Raw genomic sequence first — 26613 nt, forward strand, 5'->3', positions numbered from 1 at the left:
CATGCCCATGATCGATGCCGACGGTTGCCTGCTGAACGTCTCCGTCGAGGGCCGCGACGGCGGGCCGACCCTGATGCTCTCCAATTCGCTCGGCTGCACGCTGCAGATGTGGGAGCCGCAGATGAAGGCGCTGACGCAGGTATTTCGCGTCATCCGCTACGACCGTCGCGGCCACGGCAAGTCGAACGTTCCGCCCGGCCCCTACACGATGGAGCGCTTCGGCCGCGACGTGCTCGCGATCCTCGACGACCTCAACATCGAGAAAGTGCATTGGTGCGGCCTGTCGATGGGCGGCATGGTCGGGCAATGGCTGGGCGCCAACGCTCCGGAGCGCTTCGGCAAGCTCATCCTCGCCAACACCTCCTGCTACTATGCCGAGCCGACCAAATGGCTGGAGCGCATCGACGCCGTGAAGAAGGGCGGCATCGCGGCGGTTGCCGATGCCGTGATCGCGGGATGGCTCACCCAGGATTTCCGCGAGCGCGAGCCTGAGATCACCGCGAAGATGAAATCGATGCTGCTCGCCTCCCCCGTCGAAGGCTATCTCGCCTGCTGTGAGGCGCTGTCGACGCTCGACCAGCGCGCGCTGCTGCCGAAGATCAAGAGCCCGACATTGGTGATCGCGGGCCGCCACGACATGGCGACGCCGATCTCGGCGGGCGAGCTGATCCGCTCGAATATTCCGGGCGCAAGCATGACCATCATCGACGCCGCCCACATCTCCAATGTCGAGCAGCCACACGCGTTCACCGACGCGGTGGTGGGATTTTTGACGCAGCGCTAACCGCAATCGTTATTGCGAGCGCAGCGAAGCAATCCGGACTGTTTCCGCGGAGACACTCTGGATTGCTTCGTCGCCACGCTCCTCGCAATGACGAGAGGAGGACAGAATGGACGACCAGAAGCGCCGCGATGCCGGCATGAACGTGCGACGGAAGGTGCTGGGCAATGCCTGGGTCGACAAGTCGATCGCGAACCGCAACGCCTTCAACACCGACTTCCAGGACATGATCACGCGCTACGCCTGGGGCGAGATCTGGACGCGGCCGCATTTCGACGAGCGCACGCGTCGCGTGCTGGTGATCGGCACCATGGTCGCGCTCGGGCAATGGGACGAGTTTCGCCTGCATGTGCGTGCAGCGCTCGCAGAGGGGGGCTTCACCCCCGACGACATCAAGGAAATCCTGCTGCAGCAGGCGATCTATTGCGGCGTACCGGCGTCGAACCACGCCGTCAAGGAAGCCTCAGCTATTGTGCAGGAGCTCGGCCTGCTCAAGTCCTAGCGACGCAGGGATCTCGGCAGGGGTCTCGACGATCTGCGGAGCCGCTTCGGGCCGTTCGATCAGGATCACGATGGCAGCACCGAGCAGCAGCAGCAGCTCGGTGGCATGCAGCCGGAGCGCGGCCATCTCGCCGACCTTCGAAGCCATCACCATGCTGGCAAACGAGATCAGGCTGCCGATCGCCAGCGCGATCCCGAGCGCCTCATCGCTGCCGCCGGACTTGCGGGTTCGGGGGACGCAGAGCAGAGCGAGATAGATCGCAAAGAACGCCACCACGGTGAGCCGGCCGAGCGCAAGCAGCCAGGCCGCGCGCACCGTGCTCATCCCTGCCATCTGGAGATGATCGCTGAGGAAAAGCGCGACGGCGACGCTCGGCCGCTCGTAGAGGCCATGCACCGGTGCGACGATGATGTTGAAGGCGACAAGGGTCCAGGCCGGAATGAAATAGGCCGCCAGCAGCGCGCCGTTGACTGAGCCGATCCGCCAATTCCTGAACATGCCGCTTCCCGCTTCGTCGACCACGCGCCTTCGCTGGGAAGGCTTTGCCGGGAGCTAACTCGCATCAGACTGCGGCGGCAATTTAAACCCTTTGTTTACCTTAACTGCCCGATGGGCCGGGCGGCCAGGATGGACCGGGCGGCCAAAGAAAAAGGCCCCGCCTTGCGGCGGGGCCCCTCGCTACCCTTCGTTCTCGACTCCCAAAACTACTTGTCCTGACCGTGCTGGCCGCCCTGCTGCTGGCCGGGGCGATCGCCCTGACGCATTGGGTCGTTCTGCTGCTGCTGGCCGGGCTTCTGACCTCCGCCCTGCTGACCCGGCTGTTGACCTGGGCGCTGCTGGCCGGGGTTCTGACTCTGCTGACCCGGATTCTGGTTCTGCTGCTTCGTCATTCGGGGAACTCCCTTGTTGGACGTCAGAGGCGAGATAACGGCCGTCATCCCCTTTGGTTGCCCGAGGAACCCGGTTCCTCGCAGTTCCGGAACCGATCGCAAAATCAGCTCTGTACAAGACCTGCTGCGGTAGCGGGAGCTGTTGCAGCCGCCAGTTCCCTCCTGTTACAAATCCGGAAGAATGCTTAGGGGCTGCCGGGGCCCAAGAAACGGCCCAAGAAACCCACTCTCCTAAGAGCTCCCTTTGAGCCCGCGTCAGGTTTGGTACGGCAGCCCATGGATTACTTCGCCCAGCAGCTCATCAACGGCCTCGTTCTGGGCTCGATCTACGGCCTGATCGCCATCGGCTACACGATGGTCTACGGCATCGTCGGCATGATCAACTTCGCCCATGGCGACGTCTTCATGATCGGCGGCTTCATCGCCCTGATCACCTTCCTGATCCTGATCTCGTTCGGACTGACCGCGATCCCGCTGATCCTGCTGGTCGTGCTGCTGGTCTCGATGGCGATCACCGCACTCTATGGCTGGACCATCGAGCGCATCGCCTACCGGCCGCTTCGCCACTCCTTCCGGCTCGCTCCGATGCTGTCGGCGATCGGCATGTCCTTCGTGCTGACCAACTATTCGCAAGTCGCGCAAGGCGCGCGCGTCAAGCCGATCCCGCCCTTCATCACCGGCGGCTACACCCTGCATGAGAGCACCGACGGTTTCGTGATCCAGCTCTCCAACATCCAGATCATGGTGGTGGTCACCACTATCGTGCTGCTGGCGGTCTTCACCTGGCTGGTATCGCGCACCCGGCTCGGACGCGACATGCGCGCCTGCGAGCAGGACCAGACCATGGCGGCGCTGCTCGGCGTCGACGTCGACCGCACCATCTCCATGACCTTCGTGATTGGTGCCGCGCTCGCCGCGGTCGCGGGCCTGATGTACCTGCTCTATTACGGCCTCGTCGATTTCTTCATGGGCTTCGTCGCAGGCATCAAGGCGTTCACCGCTGCCGTGCTCGGCGGCATCGGCTCGCTGCCGGGGGCCATGCTCGGCGGTCTCGCGATCGGCCTGATCGAGACGTTCTGGTCTGCCTATTTCTCGGTCGAATACAAGGACGTCGCCGCTTTCTCGATCCTGATCGTGGTGCTGATCTTCATGCCGACCGGCCTGCTCGGCCGTCCCGAAGTCGAAAAAGTCTGACGGTCGCGCGCGTGACAGCTCCCTCGACCAACACGGCCAGACCTGCAACGGGCATCCCCGCCCTCCTGAAGACAGCCTTCATCAACGCGCTGATTGCGCTGGTGCTGTTCTCGCTGATGATCGGCATCCGCACCGAGGCGGGCTCCTCCGGCCAGCTCACCTATTGGACCCGCTTCGGCGACCTCGCCTCCATCGTCGCCGCCGTGTTCGGCGGCTCGATCGTGATCGAGCTGCTTCGGCAGTGGATCGGCCCGACCGGCACCGAGAAGCTGGTGCCGCCGGCGGTGCGGAGCTGCATATCGTTCATCGGCCGCTACCTCGCGCCGGCGCTCCTGATCTTCACGCTGCTGGTGCCGGTCATCTTCTATAACCAGCGCTACATCCTCGACCTCGCGATCCTGGTGCTCACCTATGTCATGCTGGGCTGGGGATTGAACGTCGTGGTCGGGCTCGCCGGCCTGCTCGATCTCGGCTATGTCGCCTTCTATGCGGTCGGCGCCTATTCCTACGGACTGCTCGCCACCAATTTCGGCTGGTCGTTCTGGATCTGCCTGCCGCTCGCCGGCATTCTCGCCGCCTTCTGGGGCGTCCTGCTCGGCTTCCCGGTGCTGCGCCTGCGCGGCGACTATCTCGCCATCGTGACGCTCGCCTTCGGCGAGATCATCCGCCTCGTCATCATCAACTGGCAGGATCTCACCGGCGGCCCCAACGGCGTCTCCGGCATTCCCCGCCCCACCTTCTTCGGCATCCCGCTCGACAACAGCGATGACGGGCTCGCCGCCAGGCTCGGCATCGAATATTCGCCGACGCACCGCATCGTCTTCCTGTTCTATCTGATCCTGGCGCTGGCGCTGCTCACCAACTGGGCGACGATCCGCCTGCGCCGGCTGCCGATCGGGCGGGCCTGGGAAGCCTTGCGCGAGGACGAGGTCGCCTGCCGCGCGCTCGGCATCAACACCACGACCACCAAGCTCACGGCGTTCGCGACCGGTGCGATGTTCGGCGGCTTTGCCGGCGCGTTCTTCGCCACCCGGCAGGGCTTCATCAGCCCGGAATCCTTCACCTTCCAGGAATCGGCGCTGGTGCTCGCCATCGTCGTCCTCGGCGGCATGGGCTCGCAGCTCGGCGTCGCGCTCTCCGCGCTCGCCATGATCGGCGGCTTCGAATTGTTCCGGAGCCTGGAGGGCTATCGCATGCTGGTGTTCGGCATGGCCATGGTGCTGATCATGATCTGGCGGCCGCGCGGCCTGATCGGCCATCGCGCTCCGACCGTGTACCTGACCAAGGCGAAGGCGATCTCCTCCGACCTCGTCAAGGAAGGGCACGGATGAGCGGCGACAAGATTCTCAGCGTCGACCGGCTCGCCATGCGCTTCGGCGGCATCATTGCCGTGCAGGACCTTTCTTTCGCCGCCGAGCGGAAGAAGATCACCGCGCTGATCGGGCCGAACGGCGCCGGCAAGACCACCGTCTTCAACTGCATCACAGGCTTCTACAAACCGAGCGGCGGCGCCATCCGCCTCAGCCATGACGGCGGCAGGACGATCGCGCTGGAGCGGCTGAACGATTTCCGCATCGCCAAGCAAGCCAAGGTGGCCCGCACCTTCCAGAACATCCGGCTGTTTCCCGGCATGACCGCGCTGGAAAACCTGATGGTGGCGCAGCACAACGCACTGATGCGCGCCTCCGGCTTCACCTTCCTCGGCCTGATCGGCGCACCCGGCTATCGCGACGCCGAGAAGCGCGCGATTGATCTTGCTACGGACTGGCTCAAGCGGGTCAATCTGCTCGACCGGGCCGACGATGCCGCCGGCAATTTCGCCTATGGCGACCAGCGCCGGCTCGAGATCGCGCGCGCAATGTGCACCGAGCCCGCGCTGCTGTGCCTGGACGAGCCCGCCGCCGGCCTCAATGCGCGCGAGAGCGCGGCCTTGAGCGAGCTCCTGCTCTCGATCCGCGACGAGCTCGGCACTTCGATCCTCCTGATCGAGCACGACATGTCGGTGGTGATGGAGATCTCCGACCACATCGTGGTGATGGACCATGGCGTCAAGATCGCCGAAGGCACGCCGCGCGAGGTCCGCGACGATCCCAAGGTGATCGCAGCCTATCTCGGCGCCGACGAGGAAGAGGCGGCAGCCGTGATGGAGGGCGGATCGTGACCGCGGCGCCCTCTCCCCTGCTCGCGATCCGGGGCTTGCGCGCCGCCTACGGCAAGATCGAGGCGCTGAAGGGCGTCGACGTCGAGATCAATGCCGGCGAGATCGTGGCGCTGATCGGCGCCAACGGCGCCGGCAAGTCGACGCTGATGATGACGATCTTCGGCAAGCCGCGCGCCCGCGCCGGCCAGATCCTGTACCAAGGCCGCGACATCACCGACGTCCCCACCCACGAGATCGCACATTTGCGCATCGCGCAATCGCCGGAGGGCCGCCGGGTCTTCCCGCGCATGAGCGTGGCGGAAAACCTCCAGATGGGGGCGGATGCCACCGGATGCACCGAGGCCGAACGCGAGGCGACGCTGCAACGCGTCTTCACGCTGTTTCCGCGGCTGAAGGAACGCTACGCCCAGCGCGGCGGAACCTTGTCCGGCGGCGAGCAGCAGATGCTGGCGATCGGCCGCGCCTTGATGAGCCGTCCCCGCCTGCTCCTGCTCGACGAGCCCTCGCTCGGCCTTGCGCCGCTGATCGCGCGCCAGATCTTCGATGCGATCCGCACCCTGAACCGGCAGGACGGCCTGACCGTCCTGATCGTCGAGCAGAACGCCAACCACGCCCTCAAGCTCGCCCATCGCGGCTATGTCATGGTCAATGGCCTGATCACGCTGGCCGGTAGCGGGGCCGAGTTGTTGCAGCGCCCCGAGATTCGCGCCGCCTACCTGGAAGGCGGCCGGCACGGCTGACCGGCCGGCGAGCCCGACCCGCGTGCGGCCGAATGTGGCGAGATATCTCTGCCGATGCCCGTACTTTGCCGGTGACTTCTCGGTAAATTCATTCGAGAATGGCGCCGGTTTGGACCGGGCACGCCCGGCAACTTCCACAGGCGACCACCCGCGAGGTATCTCATGAAATCACTGAAGCTCATCGGTCTGGCATTCGGCGCGTCGATCGCGCTGTCGAGCGTGGCGTTCGCGCAGGATGTCACCGTCGCAGTCGCAGGCCCGATGACCGGCGGCGAATCCGCCTTCGGCCGCCAGATGAAGAACGGCGCCGAAATGGCCGTGGCCGATATCAATGCCGCAGGCGGCGTCAACGGCAAGAAGCTTGCGCTGTCGGTCGAGGACGATGCCTGCGACCCGAAGCAGGCGCGCTCGATCGCCGAAAAGATCGCCGGCGCGAAAATCCCGTTCGTGGCCGGGCACTATTGCTCGTCGTCGTCGATCCCGGCTTCGGAAGCCTATGCCGACGGCAACGTGCTGCAGATCACGCCGGCCTCGACCAACCCGCTGTTCACCGAGCGCAAGCTCTGGAACGTGGCGCGCGTCTGCGGCCGTGACGATCAGCAGGGCCTGATCGCGGCGCAGTACATCGCCAAGAACTTCAAGGGCAAGAACATCGCGATCCTCAACGACAAGACCACCTACGGCAAGGGTCTTGCCGACGAGACCAAGAAGGCACTCAACAAGGCCGGCGTCACCGAGAAGATGTACGAGTCCTACAACAAGGGCGACAAGGACTTCAACGCGATCGTCTCGCGCTTGAAGCGCGACAACATCGACCTCGTCTATGTCGGCGGCTACCATCAGGAGAGCGGCCTGATCCTGCGTCAGATGCGCGACCAGGGCCTCAAGACCGTGCTGATGGCCGGCGACGCGCTCGCCGACAAGGAGTACGCCTCCATCACCGGCCCGGCTGGCGAAGGCACGCTGTTCACCTTCGGCCCCGATCCGCGCAACAAGCCCACCGCGAAGAAGATCGTCGAGGCCTTCAAGGCCAAGAATATCGACCCCGAGGGCTACACCCTCTACACCTATGCGGCGATGCAGGTGTGGTCGCAGGCGGCCAAGAAGGCCGGCACCACCGACGCCAAGAAGGTCATGGAGGCGATGAAGGCCGGCAAGTGGGACACCGTGATCGGTCCGGTCGAGTATGACGCCAAGGGCGACATCAAGCAGATCGACTACGTCGTCTACAAATGGGACGCCAAGGGCAATTATGCCGAGATCAAGGGCAACGGCACCTAAGCCCGCTTGCCGCGCCCTCGGGCCGCCATACGATTGTCACCACGCCCCGGCTCGGCCGGGGCGTTTCTTTTCGCGGCGCAAGGATCAGACGGCCGCAGGCAGCTCGCCACCGGCCGCGGCCTGGGCTTTCCGAAGCGCGTGCAGGAGATCGTTCGGCCGAAACGGCTTCTGCAGGCAGACCACGCTGGCCAGGTGGGGCGACTGCTCCATGAAATCCAGCGCCGTCATTCCGGACACCGCAACGATGGGGAGCCCCGGCGCCTGCTCGCGCAGGGTCGCGATGACATCGACACCGCTGACGTCGCCAAGGAAGATATCGACAATCGCCACGTCAAAGGAGCCTTCCGCGAAGGTTTTCAGCCCGGCCGCACCGCTGTCGGCCTCGGCAACCTCGTAACGGTTGACCCGAAGCACGATCGCGACCATCGCGCGCACGTCCTTCTGGTCGTCTATGATGAGAATACGAGGCATGGGAATAACCCCAACAGATTGATCCAAATCGTGTGATTCAAACCTGGAACCCGCCGCGGCGGCAGGGCATTATGGCGCATCTTACCCGATCCCTATTCCGCGTTCCCACCAGAATTAAGTAAGCTGTAACCTTCGGTTGAGTCGTCACTGCAACAGTTCACGACACGCGCCCGGAACGGGCTACCGTGGGAGGCGTGAAGTCAAGACTGCCGTATCTTGGAACTGCGGAGATGCTCAAAACGGGTCTGCATGAGATGAACGTGCCTGCGATCGACCGAAGCACATTTCTTTCGACGCTGCCGGCGGCATCGGTCGACCGGACCGCAGCATTGTGGATCGTCGGCGTCTCTTCGATCTTGTTCGTTTTGGCCGTGCCGTTCGCAGGTATCCAGCTGCCGCCGGTCCCCGCCTTCGTCGCGAGCTACCAATCCGCCCTGGCGGTGAGCGATATCATCACGGCTGTGCTGCTGCTGTCGCAGTTTTCGGTGCTGCGGACCCGTGCCCTGTTGTGGCTGTCGACCGGCTACCTGTTCACCGCCGCGGCAGCTCTGGTCCATGCCCTCACCTTCCCCGGCCTGTTCGCGCCGACAGGGCTGTTTGGCGCCGGCAGTCAGACCACGGTCTGGCTCTACATGGTCTGGCACGGCGCCTTCCCGCTGTTCGTGCTGGGCTATGCCTGGCAGAAGGAAAAGGACGGCGGACCCAGGGTCCGGGGCACAACAAGCAACGTGATCTACGCCATCGTGCTCGGCGTCGTCGCGACCATGGGTGCCTTGACCTGGATCGTCACCGCCCAGCACGATCTGTTGCCGGTCCTGCTCCGCGACAGCCGATACACACCGACCATGATCGGGGTCGTGTCCTTTGTTTGGTCGCTGAGCTTCGCCGCGCTCGTTTCACTGTGGTTCCGGCGCCCGCATGCGGTGATCGACATATGGCTCATGGTCGTGATGTGCGCATGGCTGTTCGACATCGCGCTGTCTGCGATCGTCAACGTCGTGCGCTTCGATCTCGGTTTCTACGCCGGCCGTCTCTACGGTCTCTGCGCGTCGAGCTTCGTGCTGGCGGTGTTGCTGATCGAGAACGTTCGCCTTCAGGCCCGGACGGTGGGTCTTGTCGGCAGACTGCGCGAGCAATCGGCATCGGATCGCGACTTCTATGGCAAGCGCCTCGCCCTGTATGGCGCCGTCGTCGAATCCTCCAACGACGCCATCATCACCCAGTCGCTCAACGGCGCCATCACCGGCTGGAATCGTGCCGCCGAGCACCTGTTCGGCTATTCCGCCGCAGAGGCCGTCGGCAAGCCGATCGACATCATCGTGCCGGAGGACCGCAAGCCGGAAGTCAGGAGCATTCTCAATCGCATCAGCAGCAACGAGTCGATTGCCCAGCACGAGACTGTGCGGATTCGAAAGGACGGCCGCGTGCTCGACGTCGTCCTCAACGTCTCGCCACTTCGGGCGGAGAGCGGCGAGATCATCGGCGCCTCCAAGATCGCCCACGACATCACCGAGGAGAAGCAATCCAGGGAAAAGCTGCGCCAGGAGACCGAGGAGCGACAGCGCATTTTCGAGACCTCGCAGGACCTGATCCTGGTCACCGACGGTTTCGGCAATTTCATCCAGGTCAGCCCCAGCGTGAAGGACATCCTCGGCTTCAGCCCGGAAGACTTGATCGGGCATAGCGCCACCGAGTTCATTCACCCCGACGACCTCGATCGAACCCGGGAGGAGATGCGCGCGGCGCGGCGCGGCGCGGTCAAGCGCAGCTTCGAGGCGCGCTACTATCACTACGACGGCCACGAGGTCACGCTGAACTGGATGGGCACCTGGTCCGAGCCGGTGAAGCGTCACTTCTTCATTGGCCGGGATCTCACGGAGAAGCAGGCTGCCGAAGCCCAGTTCCGACAGGTCCAGAAAATGGATTCCATCGGTCAGTTGACCGGCGGTGTCGCTCACGACTTCAACAACGTGCTGACCGTCATCACCGGCACGATCGGTATCTTGTCGGACGCGGTTGCCGACCGGCCCGAGCTGGCTGCGATCACCAAGCTGATCGACGACGCCGCCGAGCGCGGGGCGCAGCTGACCAAGCATCTGCTGGCCTTCGCCCGCAAGCAGCCGCTCCAGCCCCGCGAGATCGACGTCAATGCGCTGGCGCTCGAAGCCGCCAAGCTGTTGCACCCCACCCTGGGCGAGCAGATCACCATCATGCCGCAGCTCACCGAGGATGCATGGCCGGCTCTGGTCGACCCCGGTCAGCTTTCCACGGCGATCCTCAATCTCGCGCTGAACGCGCGTGACGCGATGCCCGATGGCGGCACCCTGGTGCTGGAGACCCGCAACGTCTTCCTCGACGACGGCTATGCCAGCATGAATGCCGACATGGTCGCCGGCAGTTACGTGATGATCGCGGTCAGCGACACCGGCTCCGGAATTCCGCCGGAGTTGATCGACCGGGTGTTTGACCCCTTCTTCACCACCAAGGAGGTTGGCAAGGGCACCGGGCTCGGGCTCAGCATGGTGTTCGGCTTCGTCAAGCAGTCCGGCGGACACATCAAGATCTACAGCGAGGAAGGCCACGGCACGAGCGTCAAGATCTACCTGCCGCGCTCGAGCGGCGTGCAGGAGACCGAGATCGAAGCGCTCCAGAACGCGCCCATCACCGGCGGCGACGAGAAGATCCTGATCGTCGAGGACGACGCATTGGTGCGGCAATATGTGGTGACCCAGGTCAAGAGCCTCGGCTACACCGCGCTCGAGGCCGCCAACGGCGCGGAGGCCCTGACCATCATCGACAACGATAAGACCATCGACCTGCTCTTCACCGACATCATCATGCCGGGCAACATGAACGGTCGCCAGCTTGCCGACGAAGCCGCCCGCCGCCGCCCCGACCTCAAGACGCTGTTCACCTCGGGCTACACCGAGAACGCGATCGTCCACCATGGCCGGCTCGATTCCGGCGTGCTGCTGCTGGCAAAGCCCTACCGCAAGTCCGAGCTTGCCAAGATGCTCCGGACCGCGCTCGCCAGTTGAGCCTGCGTCCTCTCTGCGCTATCGCAGATCGCGAACTGCACTCAACGATGAGGCCGCCTTGAAAAATCTGCTCACCGATATCGCCGGCGTCCGCGTCGGCCATGCCGAAGATGCGAAATTGGCCTCCGGCACGACCGCGATCATTTTCGACCAGCCGGCGGTCGCAGCGATCGACGTCCGCGGCGGCGGACCCGGCACGCGCGAAGACGCACTGCTCGATCTCGCCAACACCGTCGAGCGCGTCGACGCGATCGCACTGTCAGGCGGTTCCGCGTTTGGCCTCGACACCGGCGGCGGGGTGCAGGCCTGGCTCGCCGAGCAGGGCCGCGGCCACCGGGTTCGGGAAGCATTGATCCCGATCGTGCCGGGCGCGATCCTGTTCGATCTGCTCAATGGGGGCGACAAGGCCTGGGGAAGGTTCTCGCCCTATCGCGACCTCGGCTACGCCGCGGCGGCCGCCGCCGGCACCGACTTCGCGATCGGTAGCGTCGGCGCCGGCCTCGGTGCCACCACCGCAACGTTCAAGGGCGGGCTCGGCTCGGCCTCGGCGGTGACGCCCGATGGTGTCAAGGTCGCCGCGATCGTCGCCGTCAACGCGGTGGGAAGCGTCACCGTCGGCAACGGACCTTGGTTCTGGGCGGCGCCATTCGAGGTGAACGGCGAGTTCGGCGGACGCGGCCTGCCGCACGAATTCACCGACGACATGCTCCGCATGCGCATCAAGGGCGGCCCTGCCGCGAACGCGCGCGAGAACACCACAATTGGCGCGGTCGTCACTGACGCGGTGCTGACCAAGCCCCAGGCCAAGCGGCTGGCGATGATCGCGCACACCGGCTTCGCCCGCGCGATCTATCCGGTGCATGCACCGACCGACGGCGACGTGCTGTTTGCGGCCGCGACCGGTGAGAGGCCGATCGATCCGCTGGTCGGCCTCACCGAACTCGGCACCGTCGCGGCCAACGTGGTCGCGCGCGCAATCGCCCGCGGCGTCTATAGCGCGGCCGCGCTGCCGTTCCCGGGGGCGCAGCCGTCCTGGAAGGACCGGTTCGGCTAGAAACCGAAACGGCGGATACGGCGTTATCCTGGCGGGCCAAGGTGTACCGCCATGCCGTCTTCCGTGATCCGCTTCTTTCGCTATGCGCCGGACACGCGCGAGCTGAAGGTGACTTTCGTCAGCGGACGCCTCTATGTCTACGAGGATGTTCCGCCCGAGGTCGCCGCCGCGTTCAGGGAAGCGCGCTCAAAGGGGGCGTTCTTCAACCACGAAATCCGTGACCGGTATGCCTACCGTGACATCACGCACGAGTATGCCGGCTGAACCTTGGATGCCGCTCACACGCTCATCGACATCGACGAACCGGCGGCCGCCGAAGAACCCTGCCCCTGCCCGCCTTGCCGTTGCATCAACTGCGCGAACAGATCGTAAGCCGAATTGCGGGGGCTGGAGGCGCCCGGCACCGTCGTCGACATCTTGAAGCCGTCGGCATAGGTGACGGTCGTCGTGGTCGACCCGTCGGCAGCGGTCGTCGTGGTCGAGGTCGATCCGCCGCTGGGCTTCGACGAGGAGTCCGATCCATCGCCCGCGCCGCCGGCGCCTTGCGCGTGATGGTGCCCGTGGCCGCTCTTCAGCGCCTTCGACATCTCGTCAAGGCTGACGTTGCCGTCGGCGTTTGCATCCAGCTTCGAGAAGACATCGTCGGCCTGCGCGAGGTTGGTGCCGCCGGCGCCCAGCGCGTCCTCGAACTCGGACTTGGTAATGCTGCCGTCGCCGTCCGCATCGATCTGCGAGAACAGATCCTTGAGCGCAGCCTCCCGGCCCTTCGACGTCGAGGACGACGAACTCGACGAGGTCGAGCTCGCTGAACTGCTCGCGCCGTCGGTCGACTGGCTCTGCGCGGCGAGCAGCGCGTTCATGGTCTCCGGCGCGATCTGTGGAGGACTGCTTGAGCCGACCAATGAGGTCGTCATGCTGCCCGTGCTGCTGTCGATCGCGAACGGATTGGTTGCGCCTTGCGAAGATCCGGCCTTCTGCGTTGACCCGGCCTTCTGCGTCGACGAAGACGACCTCGAGTTCGTCAGCGACTGGATCGCGTCGAGCGCGCTGGACACGGCGCCAAGGGCTAACAGCATTGCACAACTCCAACCGACGCGGCATGCCGCGGCCAATGTTCTGTCGGGTAACGTCAGCAAGCGTCGTGCCAGCGCAAAAAGTTCAATGAAATCCGCCGTCGCCGCGCGTTGGACGGCCCGGGAACACCGGCAATTCATGCCGGTCGCGGCAGAAATTTCCGCCCACAGGAAGGACGCCTGCCCTGCATTGCCCGCCAGGGAGGCCCATGTTAGGCGAAGCCCGATCTTCTTTCGGCCGCCACGGGAAACCGCGCCATGACCCAAGCCTTCACCCCCCGCCCCCTGGCAATCGCGCCCTCGATCCTGGCCTCGGACTTCTCCAGGCTCGGCGAAGAGGTGCGCAGCGTCGACGCTGCCGGTGCGGACTGGATCCATCTCGACGTGATGGACGGTCACTTCGTTCCCAACATCTCCTACGGCCCCGACGTCATCAAGGCGATGCGCCCGCACACGAAGAAGGTGTTCGACGCGCACCTGATGATCTCGCCCTGCGACCCCTATCTGGAGGCCTTTGCGAAAGCCGGCTGCGACCACATCACCGTGCATGCGGAAGCCGGTCCCCATTTGCACCGCTCGCTCCAGGCGATCCGCGCGCTCGGCAAGAAGGCCGGCGTCTCGCTCAACCCGGGCACGCCGATCAGCGCGCTCGAATATGTCCTCGACCTCGTCGACCTCGTGCTGGTGATGTCGGTCAATCCCGGCTTCGGCGGCCAGGCCTTCATCCCTTCCGCGATCGGCAAGATCCGCGACATCCGCGCGATGACGGCCGGACGCCCGATCGACATCGAGGTTGATGGCGGGGTCGGCCCCGACGTTGCGGGCGCGCTCGCCGCGGCCGGCGCCAACGCCTTCGTCGCCGGCACATCCGTGTTCAGGGGCGGCACGCAGGAAGCCTACAAGACCAACATCGCCGCGATCCGCAATGCGGCGCTGGGGGCTCGCGGCGAAGCGATTTGAGCTGGACCAAACGGCGCAGGCGGACGGCGGAAAAGCCCGCGGCTTTTACGGGTATTGCAACGCGTAATGCCTAAAATTGCGCTCTTGATCCGTACTCATCCGGACTTCACTGATTCGCGCAAATCACCGCAAGTGACTCCTGCCTGCTTTTGACGGGAGCACATCATGACGACGACCCTGGTTTGGACTGGCGTAGCGTTGTGGCTCGGTTTCAATGCGGCGATTGCGGCTCGCAGCCTCTATGTGGCGCGACCGGTGAAGGCCGCGGCTTCTGCCCGCGTCATCCACCTTCGTCGTCGGGGCTGAGCGCCATGCAGATCGCACTCGTGAAGCGCCAGCCGAAGCGCAGGTGCCGGATCCCCCGCCGCCCGCATCCGGGCCTCGATTATTTCTTCGGCCGCCTCGAGCGTGCCGATGGCGGGCTGGACGACGATGCCGGGTTCGACAATTCGGACCTCGATCATTCGTTTCCTTCGCAGCGCCGACGCTGAGACACTCTTTTCCGGACCACCTCCCATGAAACCGCACTGCCCGAACTGCCTCAAGGAAATGACCAAGGCATCCGCGTCGCGTAACCTGTTCAATTGCGAGCCCTGCCGCGAGATCATCCAATATTTCGGCGGCAGCGCGGATCACGGCGAGCCCGGCCCGCAATTCTCCTGGCCGATCCGCCGCAAGCGCACTATTCACTCCGCCCACGCGGCCTGATCACAGCCTCAAGTCGGCAGGCGGCCTATCCCGACGCCTCGCCGGCATTGGCCTCGCCGGCCTCCCCCGCCATCCGCGGCGGCCGCACCACGGTGACGGTGCAAGACGCTTCCGCGGCCACCTTGGCCGAAACGCTGCCAAGCAGCGTGCGCCTGAACGAGCCCTGCCGCGCCCCGATGATGACGTGATCGACGTGGTTGACCTCGGCGAATTCCAGGATCGCCGCGGCGGGGTCGACCGCCTCCAGCACATGAGCCGACAGCCGGCTCTCGTCCAGCTTCAGCGGCGTGGCCCAATGCCGAAGCGCCACCAGCCGGTCGATATGCTTGTTGGAGCCCTGCTCGTCCAGCGTCCGATCGATCGCGATGCGGTTGAGCTTTAGCACGTTAAGGCAGGCGAGCCGCGCCGAGGGAAGCGTGGCGAGAATGCGCTGGGTGGTGACGCGCAGCGCCTCGTTCAGCTCGGGCGCGCCTTCCACCGTGTCGAGCGCCACCGCGAGGATCGGGCTCGAGGCAATCTGGGCTGCGACATCTGATTTCGCGCGCGGCTGCATGACGCCCTGGTTGAAGCGGCGCCGCCAGGCGATGCTGAGGGGGTCGCGCTTCATCCGCTCCGAGCGCGTCGTGAGCCTGACCTGATCCGGGTGGGTCAGATCGAAGGCGAGCTGGGACGCAGTCGGATAGCGCCGCACCGGCTCGATCTCGAGGCAGCGCAACACCACCTCCTGCAGCCAGGGCGGATAGTCGGCGCGCAAGCTTCGCGGCGGATGCGGATCGCGCCACAGCCGGCGCCGCATCGCGCGCAGCGTCTCGCCCTCGCCGAACGGCCGTTCGCCGGTGGTGAAGAAATAGAGCAGCACGCCGAGCGAAAAAAGATCGCTGCGCGGGTCGTCGCGTACCCCTGACAGCCGCTCGGGTGCCATGTAGGGCGCGGTGCCGTAAGGCAGGCGGAACTCCTCCTGCAGGAGATCCGGCAGGTGGTTGTGATGCGACAGGCCGTAGTCGATCAACACCGCCTCGCCGCTCTCGCGGAACATGATGCTGCTCGGCTTGATGTCGTGATGGATCACGTTCTGGCGGTGGAGATCAGCAAGCGCGGTTGCGATCCTGGCGACGAGCTGCCGCGCCTCGTCGTAAGGCAGCGGCAAGTCGGGCAGCCTCTTGTAGAGCGTGGTGCCTCCGATGCGCTCGATCACGACATAGGCCTGGTGCGCGAAATCGCCGGTGCCGAAACAGGCCGGGACGTGCGGACCCGCCAGCCGTGGCAGGATCATCATCTCCATCTCGAAGGAGACGATCGCGGCTGGGTCCTCGCCCTCCGACACCCGCGGGATCTTCATCAGCAAGGGTACATCGATGCCGGGATGGGTGACCGTCCACAGCGTCGCCATGCCGCCGGCATGAACGCATTCACCGATGGTGTAACCATCGATCACCGCGCCGGATTTGACCAGGGGCTTCGGCATCGCCGTCAGCGCCCCTGCGAGAGCCGATCGGCGAGCCAGTGCGGCAGGCCGTTGTCACGAATCCTGTCCGCCGCGGTCCCGATGTCATAGGGCGCGCGGCAGTAGGTGATCTGGCACGATTCGGTGTCGAACAAGACGAAGGCCGCCGACGGATCGCCGTCGCGGGGCTGGCCGACCGAGCCGAGCACGGCGAGCCATTGCCGGCCGCGCAGAAGCTGCACCGGGACGTCGGTCTTCGGCACGAAGCTCGTCATCTTGGCCGTCACCGACATCGAATAGAGCGCGGGACGATGGATATGGCCGCAGAACGTGACATGGGCGGGCGTCGCAATCAGGCTCTTGGCGGCGTCCACCGTCGAGCGGACGTAGTGCCAGCGCTGGGGGCTGGAGGCTTCCGAATGCACGAAGAGACGATCGCCATCCTCCACCAGCATCGGTAGTTCGGTCAGGAACCGCCGCTGCGCGGTATCAAGGCGGCCGCGGGTCCATTCGATCGCGATTTGCGCCTCGGCGTTCATGGTCTCCGTCGAGGAATTGACCGCCTGGTCGTGATTGCCGCGGACGGCGATCGCCCCCTGGGCAACGAGCTCCATCGCGGTATCCACCACCCATTCCGGATCGGCGCCATAGCCGACGAAATCGCCGAGCAGGACGAACCGCTCAGCGCCCTTCGCACGGGCAACCTTCAGGCAGGCCTCGAAGGCCTGCCTGTTGCCGTGGATATCCGAAAAGACAGCTAGGAGCACGCACCCTCCACCCTCCAATTCTTATTGAAGCCCGATAAGGCCAAATTGAGGGAGGTCAAAACCATGCGCCAGCGCCGCGCCGTTTACCAGCGCAGCCTTGCGGTGATGATCTTGCGGCGCTGGTGAAGGGCCTATTGCTCGTCCTTTGGCGGCATTCGAGGCGGCGGCAGCGGGGTGAAGCTCACGCCTTGCGCGCCGGCCGGTGGTGCGATGAATTCGCCGGTCGAGGAATCGCCGCCGGTCGTCTCCATGATCGTCTTGGGCGTCACATATTCCCGGACCATGTCGATGAGGCTGCCATCACCGCCGCCGAAATCCGCGGCGCGGCCACCTTGCGGATGTCCCAACGCGATCTCGTTCTCCGCGGCATGGGTCTTGTCGGCAAGCCTGTCGTCGTAGGGTACACGGAAGGCGCGCGGGATGCCGCTCGGGCGATTGTCCTCGTCCAGCTGCTCGACCCACAGATAGATCGAGCCGGGATCACCCTGAAGCGAATGCGGCTCGACGATGCGGGCCTTCAGCAGCTTGAAAGTCGCCGGCAGCCGGTCGGCACTGGCCCAACCGAGCAGCCCGCGCATTTCGGTGAAGCTGACGACGTAGAAGGCGCTGGTCACGACCACGGCGATCGCCTTCAGCGACCAGTGCAGGCGCGCGTAGACCAGCACGACCAGCAGCAACGCGCCGATCACGGCGTAGGCGAGCGACAGTGTGAGGATGACCGTTTGCAGGCTAGTCACGGCGCACCCTCGCAGCGTTCTTGCTCACACCGGTCCTCGGATCGAGATCGGCGCCGTTGCGCCAGCTGCTGCGGAACGTCTCCAGCAGCGATTTCGGCCGCTGGTCCACATTGACGACCTTGCCCTCGGCATCGAGCCGGAACCGCACCGCGGTCTTCTCGTCGCCGGTGTGGTCGAGCGTGAACTTGTTGTCGAAGACAACCTGCGCGGTCGGATTGAGCTTCTGCACCTTCACATTGGCCGTGACGGGTTCGCCGGTCGTCGCCACGAAATGCGAGACGTTGACGGTGTATTCGCCGGCGATGATGCCGCGCACCGTGACGATCTCCTCGCGGATCGGCGAGGCGATCTTCTTGCCGTTGACCATGATGAAGTCGTTGGCCCCGCCGCGATCGTCGCGATCGAGGGTCAGGAAGCCGGCCTCACGGTGGCGATACCAGGCGATGTTGCCGGCGGGATCCTGCACGAACAGGTCGAGATCGTCGGGGTGGCTGTCCGGCCAGTCCAGCGTGATCATGAACTCCGCCTTGGAGTCGATCTTGCCCTCCTTGGCATCAGGAGAAACCGCGAGTAGCGCAAGAAAGAACAGGAACGCGATCACCTGGAGCGCCTTGAACAGCATCACGCCCAGCGGATCGAACGACTCCTCGCGCGGATAGAGACCGAAATCATCCATCATGACGGGATTCCGGCACCCTTGATTCCAGAGCCCTTTTCAGAACCCTTGCGCTCCAGCACCGGCGTCACATAGGTCTCGGTCAGCACGACCGCATCCGAAAACACCCGCTGGGTCGCGGCATCCAGCATGTAGTACTGGATGCGGACCAGGATCGAGCCGACGAGACCTGCGAGCGTCGTGTACATCGCGACCGCCATGCCGTCGCTCATCAGCCCCATCGAAGAGCGCATCGCGACTTTGTCGGCGGCATCCAGCCCCGCGATCGGCGCCAGCATGATGATGAAACCGACGATGGTGCCGAGCAGGCCGAGCTTCATCAGCGTATCCGAGACGAAGGCGCCGAACCCATTGGAACCGCGCAGCCGGTCCGCGAGCGTCCGCAACAGCAGAGTCTGGTCGACCGGGCGGTAGTCCTGCGCGGCCGCTTTCGTCACGAGGCTCTGGATGTGGTCGCGCACCAGCCCGCGCGGCAGCGCGGCCGCGCTCGCATCGAGCACCTTGCCGCCGTCAGGCACCGCGAGCGCCTCGCGGCAGCGCCGCGCCGCTGCGCCTTCACGCGCGATCGCCCGCGTGCGCAGGAAGCAGTGGCCGCAGGTCAGGACATAGAGCACTGCGATGACGCTCGAAATGTAGGTCCGGTCCGAGGTCAGCATCAGATGAATCAGGCCGAACCGCCACAGCAGCACGACGGCGAAGATCGAAAGCCCCGTGAAGATCATCCAGAACAGCAGCGCGCTGCGCTCGGATGGGTCGGTCGCCGCTCCCGCGATCGGTCCAATCGTGATCGAACTCATGCTGCACTGCTCCCGGCCCGCAACGATTGGCCTGCAAAGATTTCTGGCCGATTAGATCAAAGTCGCCGCGCCCGGTCCAAAGACCCATGCCCAATCCGGCTTGGGAAATTTGCCCGAGCTGCAATCCTGCCACACCCCGCAATTGGCAAGGCGCGCCGGCGTTGTTAGGCTCAGCTTATCAAACGTCGGGGATGATCGCATGCGCCTCGTGCTTCAGCTTGTCGCCCGTCTGCTGCTTATCGTGGCCCTGTGCCTTGGCGCGGCAACCATATGGGCCACATTCGACGCCTATCGCAGCGTCGACCGGTCGACGGCTGCCTCGGCCCAGCGGGTCGCGCAGGCGCTTCAGGCGCTGTATTGGCGCGAGCTTTTGTTGCGTAGCAGCAGAGCGCGCGAGCATCTCCTGCCCGTTCCGGACTGGCGCACCCTGGAGACCATGAAGCTGATTTCGCCCGGCGTCTGCGTCGAGTTCCAGCCGGCCGCGGCATTCGAGAAGCCGCTCTGCGGCCAGAGCGAGGGGCTAGGCAAGACGCCGCCGCGCTGGTTCGCCGCGATCGTGCCGACCTTCCTCGGCAGCCACGCCGAGGCGGTCCGACCCGTCAGTCCCCGTGCCGCTTCTGCCGGCACCGTGGTCGCGACGCCGGATGCCGCGGCCGCCATCTCGCTCGCCTGGGAGTACATCCTCAACGTGATCGACGTCGCGCTATTGATGGCGGCGGCGATCGCGCTGCTGGCTTCGCTGGCGATCGCGCATGCGCTGGCACCGGCGCGCGCGATCGTGACCGCCCTGCAGCGCATGGCGCGCGGGCAGTACCGCACCAAACTGCCGCGCTTCCGCTCCATGGAGCTCGCGATGATCGGCAACGCCGTCGACGCGCTCGGCGGCCGCCTGGAGGAAGCCACCGAGCAGCGCGCGGCGCTGACGCGGCGCCTGCTGGAGATCCGCGACGACGAACGCCGCGCCCTCGCCCGCGAACTGCACGACGAGTTCGGGCAGAATCTCTCCGCCATTCTCGCTTTCGCCAACACGATCGAAACGGCGAACACAAAGGACAACCGGGATCACGGCACCGCGCAGGACGCGCGCATGATCTCGCAGGCCACCCATCATCTGATGGCCTCGCTCCGCGATGCGCTGAAACGCCTGCGCAATCCCCTGCCCGAGGAGCTCGGGCTCGAGGCAAGCCTCGTCAATCTCGTCGACAGCTGGCGCTCGCAAAGTGCCGCGCGGCCGACCATCCAGCTCGATCTCAGAGGTGACCTCACTGACATCAGCGGTCCGGCCGCCACCACGGCCTATCGCGTGGCACAGGAATGCCTGACCAACGCGCTGCGTCACGGTGCGGCGCGCGAGATCAGCTTGCGCATCGAACGCCGGGCCGGCGAGGATGACGCCCTGCTGATCCGCGTCGAGGACGACGGCGGCGGCGATGCGGAGCGCGTCGCGCAATCGGCCGGCTTTGGCCTGACCGGCATCCGCGAGCGCGTCACGGCGGCCGGCGGATCGCTCTCGATCCTGCCCGCCCGCGGCGGCCTCAGTGTCGCCGCCACCATCCCGCTTGCCGCGTGAGGGCGGAATGAGCGAGGTTGCGGCAACAGGCATCTCCGTGCTGCTCGTCGACGACCACCCGATCGTCCGCCAAGGCTATCGGCGCGTGCTGGAAAGCCAGGGCGATCTGCACGTCGTGGCGGAAGCCGACAACGCCGCGGACGCCTACGGCGCGTTCAAGGCACATGATCCCGATGTCGTCTTGCTCGATATCTCGATGCCCGGCGCGAGCGGGCTGGAGGCGATCCGCAACATTCGCGCGCGCAGCCCGCGGGCGCGGATCCTCGTCTTCACTATGCACAACGAGGCCGTGCTGGTGAAAGCCGCCTTCGGCGCCGGCGCCAGCGGCTTCGTCACCAAGAGCAGCGAACCGTCCGCCGTCGTCACCGCGATCCGCGCCGTCGCGCGCGGCGAGCGCGCCATGAGCGACGATATCGCGCACATCCTCGCCGAGGACAGCCTGTCGGCGGGCTCAGCGTTGGATCAGCTGGGCGAGCGCGAGATCGAGATCCTGCGCCAGTTCGCCGGCGGCGCCACCACCGAGCAGATCGCGACGCATCTCAATCTCAGTGTGAAGACAGTGCAGAACTACCACTATCTGATCAAGACCAAGACCGGCGCGCGCACCGACGCGCAGCTGGTGCGGCTGGCAGCGAGTTGCGGACTGACGAGGATTTAGCAGCAAAGCTGCCGCACTGCCCCCTTGAAGCTTCTCAATCTGCTAAACGAAATTGGAACGGACCCCATCCGGCTCCGGTTAGTATCGGAGTGAAGGAGTCACAAGGTCATGAGTAAGGGTCATCACAAGGCGGTCGACCATCCCCCGATCATCACAGTAGGCGAGCTCATCGACGAACTTTGCCGCCTGCCGGACACAGCCATTGTCCACTTCCGCTGTCCAATGCTCGATCAGGAGCTAACCTTCTACCGTCTTCGCAAGCGATCAAAGGACACCGTCGAAATCGCGGTCAATGCATATCCGAATAGTCCGCCGGTCGTTCCATCGTCCGATCCTGTCTTCCACGCGCGAAGACATTCGGCTTCCTCGCCATCGCTTCGCGACGGCGTCCTTCTTCACAAGGCGAGAGGTTGATCGGCGGCACCGCGGATTGAACGGGTTCCTGCGGCCTCAGGCCGCCTTCAGACCGCGCAGCAGCAGCGCGAGCGTCGCGTCGACGCGCGCGGAGAGATCAGCATCCTTCCACTCGTCGGCATGCGCCGGATGGTGGAAGCGGCTGGTTGCATCGTAAATCGCGCGCGCGGTGGCCTTGACGTCGTCGATGGCGAAGACGCCCTGCGCCACACCGTCGGACAGGATGGCCACGACCTGGTCGGTCAGGGTGTCCTTGTGGCATTTGACGGCCGCGCAGGCCTCGCGCGCCAGCGTCAGATAGGTGTCGAACATTTCGGGGTCGTCGAGCACTCGCGAACGCTTGGCGGCGAACAGCGTGCGCAGCCAGCGGTCGAGCCGCGCCGGCGCCGGACCCTGCTCCTCGGCGATCTGGCGAAGCGGCGCATCGATGCGGTCCAGCCAACGTTTGGCGACGGCCTCGCGCAGCGAAGCCTTGCTCGGGAAATGGCGATAGACGCTGCCGTGGCTCACATCGAGCGCACGGGCCACGTCGACCACGGTGGCCTTGGCAAGTCCGTAACGCCGCAACACGTCCTCGGTCACTTCGAGGATCCGCTCCGGCGTCAAGACAACGGCTTCATTCATGCCAGCACCATGTTCCCGTTTGGGCTCAGTTATCCGGCTAGAGCTGCTTCCGAAGCGCCCCTGCCGGCCGTTTCGGAAAGCTCTCGCCTCAATGAGGCAGTTTTGCAGCCTGCGCCGCGATCTGGCGCGCCACCAGCAAATTGAGCCAATGCCCAATCGCCCCGGTGAGATTGATGATTTCGGTCGTCATTTTCTTATATCTCCATTCGTCCACGGCCCTCGCCCTTCGATGGCGACCGTCGATCCGAGAGGTATTTCGGATGTCGGGCTCCCCCTGGAGGTAACCGCGGGACGCCCAATCGGAGCGTCCGAGAACGGATATACACGTCCCGCTGACAGATTTCAATATCTGTCAGTCAATGATCCGTGATTGACAGTTAATATTTGGGGCCGGACCCCTGCCCCCTGCCAGCCGGCCCGGTGGATAGCTCGGCGATACCGCTCTCCCGGGGCCCAGACCGTTTGTTTCGCCCTGCCCGCTCTGTTAAATCACGGCGTAAAAAGCATTTTGGCCAGCGCCGCCCCTTGGGGACCGCCCGCCCACCTTCCTGGAGCCGTCAGATGATCCCCCGCTATACCCGCCCGGAAATGGCCTCGATCTGGGAGCCGCAGACCCGGTTCAAGATCTGGTTCGAGATCGAGGCGCATGCGGCGGACGCCCTCGCCGAACTCGGCACCATCCCCAAGGAGGCCGCCAGAACGGTCTGGGCCAAGGCCAAGGACGCCACTTTCGACGTCGCCCGCATCGACGAGATCGAGCGCGAGACCAAGCACGACGTCATCGCCTTCCTCACCCACCTCGCCGAGATTGTCGGCCCCGAGGCGCGCTTCGTGCATCAGGGCATGACCTCCTCGGACGTGCTCGACACCTGCCTCAACGTCCAGCTCACCCGTGCCGCTGACCTTTTGCTCGCCGACCTCGACAAGGTGCTGGCCGCGCTGAAGAAGCGCGCCTTCGAGCACAAGATGACGCCGACCATCGGCCGCAGCCACGGCATCCATGCCGAGCCCGTCACCTTCGGCCTCAAGCTCGCTTATGCCTATGCCGAATTCTCGCGCGCCAAGGAGCGCCTGATCGCGGCGCGCAAGGAGGTCGCGACCTGCGCCATCTCCGGCGCCGTCGGCACCTTCGCGCAGATCGATCCGCGCGTCGAAGAGCACGTTGCGAAAGCCATGGGCCTCGTCCCCGAGCCGATCTCGACCCAGGTGATCCCGCGCGACCGCCACGCGATGTACTTCTCGACGCTCGGCGTGATCGCCTCCTCGGTCGAGCGCATCGCGGTCGAGATTCGCCACATGCAGCGCACCGAGGTGCTGGAGGCCGAAGAGTTCTTCTCCGAAGGGCAGAAGGGCTCCTCCGCGATGCCGCACAAGCGCAACCCGGTGCTGTCGGAGAACCTCACCGGCCTCTCCCGTATGGTGCGCGCCTATGTGACGCCTGCGCTGGAGAATGTCGTGCTCTGGCACGAGCGCGACATCTCGCACTCCTCGGCCGAGCGCATGATGGGTCCGGATGCCACCGTGACGCTCGACTTCGCGCTGGTGCGCCTCGCCGGCCTGATCGACAAGCTCCTGGTCTACCCCGCCAACATGCAGAAGAACCTCGACCGCCTCGGCGGCCTCGTGCATTCGCAGCGCGTGCTCCTGGCGCTCACGCAGAAGGGCGCAAGCCGCGAGGACGCCTACAAGCTCGTGCAGCGCAACGCGATGCCGGTCTGGCGCGGCGAAGGCGATTTCCTTCAGCTGCTGAAGAAGGACACGGAGGTGAAGAAGTATCTCAGCGACGCCGAGATCGAGGAGCAGTTCGACCTCGGCTATCACCTCAAGCACGTCGACACGATCTTCAAGCGCGTGTTCGGCGAGAGCTGAGCGTCGCTTGCGTCGCCCGGGAGCCACGCTCGTGGCTGCCGGGGCACCTGCGATTGCGGTCTATAGTCGCTTCTGCAGCCATTTCACGAGCGCGGGGCTGCCGATGGTGGCGGTGATGAAGCCGCACATGTTGCCGTCGACATAGCCCGCGCGGCCCCGCCCCTGCACATAGCGCTTGCTGAAGAAGATCGTGTGCAGCTGATTGCCGGCGTCATCGAGGAAGACGAGCTGCCAGCGCAAATCGGGCTGGTAAGACAATTGCGCGGGCGCCAGCGCCTTGACGGCTGCCGCCAGTTCGGTCGCGTCGGTCGCGGTCAGGACCTGTGTCTTGCGTTCGCTCGCATAGCTCGCAAAATGCTCCGGCGAGATCGGAATGCTGGCGAGCAGGCGATCGGAGATCTTCAGAAGATCGATCCTCTTGATCTGGCCCGCCTGGATCTTCTGGCTGATCGATCCAATCGCGGTAGCGGCCGGGCCGACATCGCAGGCGAAGGCCGGGCTGGCCATGATCGAGAAGCAGGCCGCCAGCACAAGAATGTCGCGTCCGAACTTCATGGCCTGCCCTCGTCCCCGGCGTATCGCTGCCTCACCTTATAGCCAGGGAACGGGGCGACGAAAGCCCGGCGACCATTTGCGGACCGCGATGCCGCGGAGTACGCTTCCAGCTGATCAATCCTGCGAGCACAGAAGAAACGGACCCTTTCAATGCCCATCGTCAACCGCGTTGCCGCCCTCTCCGACGAAATGGCCGCCTGGCGCCATGACTTCCACGAGAACCCGGAGCTGCTCTACGAGGTCCACCGCACCGCGGGCATCGTCGCCGAGAAGCTGCGCGAGTTCGGCTGCGACGAGGTGGTGACGGGCATCGGCAAGACCGGCGTGGTCGGGGTGATCCGCGGCCGCAAATCCGCCTCCGGCAAGACCATCGGCTTGCGCGCCGACATGGACGCGCTGCCGATCGTGGAGACGTCGGGCGTGCCTTATGCGTCGAAGGTCCCCGGCAAGATGCACGCCTGCGGCCATGACGGCCACACCGCGATGCTGCTGGGCGCCGCCAAATATCTCGCCGAGACGCGCAATTTCGACGGCACGGCGATCATGATCTTCCAGCCCGCCGAGGAAGGTGGCGGCGGCGGCAAGGCCATGGTCGAGGACGGGTTGATGACGCGCTGGAACATCCAGGAAGTCTACGGCATGCACAACATGCCCGGCCTGCCCGAAGGCCATTTCGCCACGACCCCCGGCGCGATGCTCGCCTCTTCCGACAACATCCAGATCACGGTTCACGGCAAGGGCGGCCACGCTGGCGCGGGTCCGCACAAATCCGTCGACAGCGTGCTGATCGGCTCGCAGATCGTCAACGCGCTGCAGTCGATCGTGGCGCGCAACGTCGATCCGCTGAAGTCGGCCGTCATCTCGATCACGCAATTCCACTCCGGCACCGCCTTCAACATCATCCCTGAGGTCGCCGAGCTCGGCGGCACCGTGCGCACGCTCGATCCCGAGGTGCGCGATCTCGTCGAGCGCCGCATCGGCGAAGTCGCCGAGAGTGTCGCCCGCGCCTATGGCGGCTCGGCCGAGACGAAATACACGCGGATGTATCCGGTGACGATGAACCATGCGCGCGAGGCCGGCCTTGCCGCCGACGTCGCCCGCGACATCGTCGGCACCGATCGCGTCAATGACAAGTTCATCCCGATGATGGGCGCCGAGGATTTCTCCTTCATGCTGGAGGCCCGTCCCGGCGCGATGGTGCTGGTCGGCATGGGCGACGGCAACGAGTGCCATCACCCGGCCTACGTCTTCAACGACAACATCCTCGGGCACGGCGCGTCGTTCTGGGCGCGTCTGGTCGAGACGCGGATGCCGGCTGGATAGTCGCGCATTCGCAAAGGTCAGATGATGAAGCCAACCAGTTCTCCGACAAGGCCGGTCGGAGGCCTGGAGGACATCAGCTGCAGACCTCGATCACATTTCCCCTGGCGCGCAGCACGGCTAATTGCAGACTTCCGCTTGTATCATGCCGGCACTACCCGGCCTGGGATCCCGCACGATGCGGCACCCCTTGGCAACCGGCCTGCATCCGGCACTCGTGCAGATTATCTGTCCTGAGGCTTGCGGCGCTGCCGGCGCCGCCTCCGTCTGCTTTCGATCCGAATCCCGCCTCCGCGACTCCTCGCGCGCCGCGACCGGCTTCTTCTCCT

Annotated in this window: 30 protein-coding genes and 1 pseudogene; 18 read left to right on the plus strand and 13 right to left on the minus strand. The window is 65.1% G+C overall.

The window, feature by feature from the left end:
- Nucleotide 1: 1 nt before the first annotated feature.
- Both pcaD and AABA84_RS06195 read left to right on the plus strand, forming a co-directional pair.
- Nucleotides 2-784 carry a 3-oxoadipate enol-lactonase gene (gene pcaD / locus AABA84_RS06190; RefSeq protein WP_183261568.1) on the plus strand — a complete coding sequence of 261 codons (783 nt, stop codon included), beginning with the start codon at nucleotides 2-4 and terminating at the stop codon, nucleotides 782-784.
- A gap of 106 nt (nucleotides 785-890) precedes the next feature.
- Nucleotides 891-1283, plus strand: coding sequence for a carboxymuconolactone decarboxylase family protein (locus tag AABA84_RS06195; protein ID WP_338311618.1), 393 nt, complete (start codon nucleotides 891-893; stop codon nucleotides 1281-1283).
- On the opposite strand, the gene AABA84_RS06200 is transcribed toward AABA84_RS06195, so the two are convergent.
- Together AABA84_RS06200 and AABA84_RS06205 are read right to left on the minus strand one after the other, a co-directional pair.
- Nucleotides 1245-1781: a hypothetical protein gene (locus AABA84_RS06200; protein ID WP_212251684.1), complete on the minus strand. Its 537-nt coding sequence runs from the start codon at nucleotides 1779-1781 to the stop codon at nucleotides 1245-1247. The two genes, AABA84_RS06195 and AABA84_RS06200, sit on opposite strands and share 39 nt — an antisense overlap.
- A 206-nt stretch (nucleotides 1782-1987) precedes the next feature.
- Nucleotides 1988-2173: a hypothetical protein gene (locus AABA84_RS06205; protein WP_212251686.1), complete on the minus strand. Its 186-nt coding sequence runs from the start codon at nucleotides 2171-2173 to the stop codon at nucleotides 1988-1990.
- A 276-nt stretch (nucleotides 2174-2449) separates the two neighbouring features.
- Between AABA84_RS06205 and AABA84_RS06210 the strand changes: the two genes are divergently transcribed.
- The 5 genes from AABA84_RS06210 (at nucleotide 2450) to AABA84_RS06230 (ending at nucleotide 7549) form a co-directional block, all read left to right on the plus strand.
- Nucleotides 2450-3367: an ABC transporter permease subunit gene (locus tag AABA84_RS06210; RefSeq protein WP_212251688.1), complete on the plus strand. Its 918-nt coding sequence runs from the start codon at nucleotides 2450-2452 to the stop codon at nucleotides 3365-3367.
- Nucleotides 3368-3378: 11 nt separating this feature from the next.
- Nucleotides 3379-4698, plus strand: coding sequence for a high-affinity branched-chain amino acid ABC transporter permease LivM (livM, locus tag AABA84_RS06215; protein WP_338311619.1), 1320 nt, complete (start codon nucleotides 3379-3381; stop codon nucleotides 4696-4698).
- Entirely contained in the window at nucleotides 4695-5528 is an 834-nt protein-coding gene (locus AABA84_RS06220; protein WP_338311620.1) for an ABC transporter ATP-binding protein, read from the plus strand. Before livM ends, AABA84_RS06220 begins: the two co-directional genes overlap by 4 nt.
- A complete protein-coding gene (locus AABA84_RS06225) occupies nucleotides 5525-6268 on the plus strand; it encodes an ABC transporter ATP-binding protein (protein WP_212251694.1) in 744 nt (247 codons plus the stop codon). The genes AABA84_RS06220 and AABA84_RS06225 overlap by 4 nt, the downstream gene beginning before the upstream one ends.
- A gap of 162 nt (nucleotides 6269-6430) precedes the next feature.
- On the plus strand, nucleotides 6431-7549 hold the full coding sequence (locus AABA84_RS06230; protein ID WP_212251696.1) for a branched-chain amino acid ABC transporter substrate-binding protein: 1119 nt from the start codon (nucleotides 6431-6433) through the stop codon (nucleotides 7547-7549).
- 84 nt (nucleotides 7550-7633) lie between these two features.
- Here the strand turns inward: AABA84_RS06230 and AABA84_RS06235 are convergent, their stop codons facing one another.
- Nucleotides 7634-8020, minus strand: a complete 387-nt coding sequence (locus tag AABA84_RS06235; RefSeq protein WP_338311629.1) for a response regulator — start codon at nucleotides 8018-8020, stop codon at nucleotides 7634-7636.
- Between the two features lie 230 nt (nucleotides 8021-8250).
- Here AABA84_RS06235 and AABA84_RS06240 point away from each other — a divergent pair, with 230 nt between their 5' ends.
- Genes AABA84_RS06240 through AABA84_RS06250 form a run of 3 tightly spaced genes read left to right on the plus strand, consistent with a single transcriptional unit; the run spans nucleotide 8251 to nucleotide 12376 of the window.
- Nucleotides 8251-11058, plus strand: a complete 2808-nt coding sequence (locus tag AABA84_RS06240) for a PAS domain S-box protein (RefSeq protein WP_338311621.1) — start codon at nucleotides 8251-8253, stop codon at nucleotides 11056-11058.
- A 58-nt stretch (nucleotides 11059-11116) separates the two neighbouring features.
- Nucleotides 11117-12112 carry a P1 family peptidase gene (locus AABA84_RS06245; RefSeq protein ID WP_212251699.1) on the plus strand — a complete coding sequence of 332 codons (996 nt, stop codon included), beginning with the start codon at nucleotides 11117-11119 and terminating at the stop codon, nucleotides 12110-12112.
- 51 nt (nucleotides 12113-12163) lie between these two features.
- The gene (locus tag AABA84_RS06250) at nucleotides 12164-12376 is read left to right on the plus strand and encodes a KTSC domain-containing protein (protein WP_212251701.1); all 213 of its coding nucleotides are present in this window, start codon (nucleotides 12164-12166) and stop codon (nucleotides 12374-12376) included.
- Nucleotides 12377-12390: 14 nt separating this feature from the next.
- On the opposite strand, the gene AABA84_RS06255 is transcribed toward AABA84_RS06250, so the two are convergent.
- Nucleotides 12391-13137 (minus strand): EF-hand domain-containing protein, encoded by a 747-nt coding sequence (locus tag AABA84_RS06255; protein WP_246550865.1) that lies wholly within the window; start codon nucleotides 13135-13137, stop codon nucleotides 12391-12393.
- Between AABA84_RS06255 and AABA84_RS06260 the strand changes: the two genes are divergently transcribed.
- Nucleotides 13025-13447 (plus strand): hypothetical protein, encoded by a 423-nt coding sequence (locus AABA84_RS06260; RefSeq protein WP_246550882.1) that lies wholly within the window; start codon nucleotides 13025-13027, stop codon nucleotides 13445-13447. The genes AABA84_RS06255 and AABA84_RS06260 overlap by 113 nt on opposite strands.
- On the plus strand, nucleotides 13444-14145 hold the full coding sequence (rpe, locus tag AABA84_RS06265; protein WP_212251705.1) for a ribulose-phosphate 3-epimerase: 702 nt from the start codon (nucleotides 13444-13446) through the stop codon (nucleotides 14143-14145). Before AABA84_RS06260 ends, rpe begins: the two co-directional genes overlap by 4 nt.
- 239 nt (nucleotides 14146-14384) lie before the next feature.
- On the opposite strand, the gene AABA84_RS06270 is transcribed toward rpe, so the two are convergent.
- Nucleotides 14385-14609: a hypothetical protein gene (locus AABA84_RS06270; protein WP_212251707.1), complete on the minus strand. Its 225-nt coding sequence runs from the start codon at nucleotides 14607-14609 to the stop codon at nucleotides 14385-14387.
- 52 nt (nucleotides 14610-14661) lie between these two features.
- On the opposite strand from AABA84_RS06270, the gene AABA84_RS06275 reads away from it, so the two are divergent.
- Nucleotides 14662-14853: a hypothetical protein gene (locus AABA84_RS06275; RefSeq protein ID WP_212251709.1), complete on the plus strand. Its 192-nt coding sequence runs from the start codon at nucleotides 14662-14664 to the stop codon at nucleotides 14851-14853.
- A gap of 25 nt (nucleotides 14854-14878) precedes the next feature.
- On the opposite strand, the gene AABA84_RS06280 is transcribed toward AABA84_RS06275, so the two are convergent.
- The 5 genes from AABA84_RS06280 to AABA84_RS06300 form a co-directional block, all read right to left on the minus strand.
- Nucleotides 14879-16318 (minus strand): serine/threonine protein kinase, encoded by a 1440-nt coding sequence (locus AABA84_RS06280; protein WP_338311622.1) that lies wholly within the window; start codon nucleotides 16316-16318, stop codon nucleotides 14879-14881.
- Between the two features lie 5 nt (nucleotides 16319-16323).
- The gene (locus AABA84_RS06285; protein WP_212251713.1) at nucleotides 16324-17064 is read right to left on the minus strand and encodes a metallophosphoesterase family protein; all 741 of its coding nucleotides are present in this window, start codon (nucleotides 17062-17064) and stop codon (nucleotides 16324-16326) included.
- A 131-nt stretch (nucleotides 17065-17195) separates the two neighbouring features.
- Nucleotides 17196-17801: a hypothetical protein gene (locus tag AABA84_RS06290; protein WP_212251715.1), complete on the minus strand. Its 606-nt coding sequence runs from the start codon at nucleotides 17799-17801 to the stop codon at nucleotides 17196-17198.
- Nucleotides 17794-18480: a hypothetical protein gene (locus AABA84_RS06295; RefSeq protein WP_212251716.1), complete on the minus strand. Its 687-nt coding sequence runs from the start codon at nucleotides 18478-18480 to the stop codon at nucleotides 17794-17796. The genes AABA84_RS06290 and AABA84_RS06295 overlap by 8 nt, the downstream gene beginning before the upstream one ends.
- A complete protein-coding gene (locus AABA84_RS06300) occupies nucleotides 18477-19274 on the minus strand; it encodes a MotA/TolQ/ExbB proton channel family protein (RefSeq protein ID WP_212251718.1) in 798 nt (265 codons plus the stop codon). Before AABA84_RS06300 ends, AABA84_RS06295 begins: the two co-directional genes overlap by 4 nt.
- A 199-nt stretch (nucleotides 19275-19473) precedes the next feature.
- On the opposite strand from AABA84_RS06300, the gene AABA84_RS06305 reads away from it, so the two are divergent.
- The 3 genes from AABA84_RS06305 to AABA84_RS06315 all read left to right on the plus strand — a co-directional run bounded on the left by AABA84_RS06305 (nucleotide 19474) and on the right by AABA84_RS06315 (nucleotide 21916).
- Nucleotides 19474-20844: a sensor histidine kinase gene (locus AABA84_RS06305; RefSeq protein ID WP_212251720.1), complete on the plus strand. Its 1371-nt coding sequence runs from the start codon at nucleotides 19474-19476 to the stop codon at nucleotides 20842-20844.
- A 7-nt stretch (nucleotides 20845-20851) separates the two neighbouring features.
- Nucleotides 20852-21502: a response regulator gene (locus AABA84_RS06310; RefSeq protein WP_212251722.1), complete on the plus strand. Its 651-nt coding sequence runs from the start codon at nucleotides 20852-20854 to the stop codon at nucleotides 21500-21502.
- Nucleotides 21503-21610: 108 nt separating this feature from the next.
- Nucleotides 21611-21916 carry a hypothetical protein gene (locus AABA84_RS06315; protein WP_338311623.1) on the plus strand — a complete coding sequence of 102 codons (306 nt, stop codon included), beginning with the start codon at nucleotides 21611-21613 and terminating at the stop codon, nucleotides 21914-21916.
- Between the two features lie 36 nt (nucleotides 21917-21952).
- On the opposite strand, the gene AABA84_RS06320 is transcribed toward AABA84_RS06315, so the two are convergent.
- Nucleotides 21953-22540 (minus strand): TetR family transcriptional regulator, encoded by a 588-nt coding sequence (locus tag AABA84_RS06320; protein ID WP_212251726.1) that lies wholly within the window; start codon nucleotides 22538-22540, stop codon nucleotides 21953-21955.
- A 561-nt stretch (nucleotides 22541-23101) separates the two neighbouring features.
- On the opposite strand from AABA84_RS06320, the gene purB reads away from it, so the two are divergent.
- On the plus strand, nucleotides 23102-24409 hold the full coding sequence (gene purB / locus AABA84_RS06325) for an adenylosuccinate lyase (RefSeq protein WP_338306463.1): 1308 nt from the start codon (nucleotides 23102-23104) through the stop codon (nucleotides 24407-24409).
- Nucleotides 24410-24469: 60 nt separating this feature from the next.
- On the opposite strand, the gene AABA84_RS06330 is transcribed toward purB, so the two are convergent.
- A complete protein-coding gene (locus AABA84_RS06330) occupies nucleotides 24470-24964 on the minus strand; it encodes a hypothetical protein (RefSeq protein WP_338311624.1) in 495 nt (164 codons plus the stop codon).
- 150 nt (nucleotides 24965-25114) lie between these two features.
- On the opposite strand from AABA84_RS06330, the gene AABA84_RS06335 reads away from it, so the two are divergent.
- Complete coding sequence (locus AABA84_RS06335; RefSeq protein WP_338311625.1) at nucleotides 25115-26287, plus strand: M20 aminoacylase family protein; 1173 nt, start codon at nucleotides 25115-25117, stop codon at nucleotides 26285-26287.
- A 117-nt stretch (nucleotides 26288-26404) separates the two neighbouring features.
- Here the strand turns inward: AABA84_RS06335 and AABA84_RS06340 are convergent.
- Nucleotides 26405-26613: pseudogene (locus AABA84_RS06340) on the minus strand (caspase family protein); the annotation flags it as partial.

The organism is Bradyrhizobium sp. TM239 (assembly GCF_036247985.1).
GTDB lineage: Bacteria > Pseudomonadota > Alphaproteobacteria > Rhizobiales > Xanthobacteraceae > Bradyrhizobium > Bradyrhizobium ottawaense.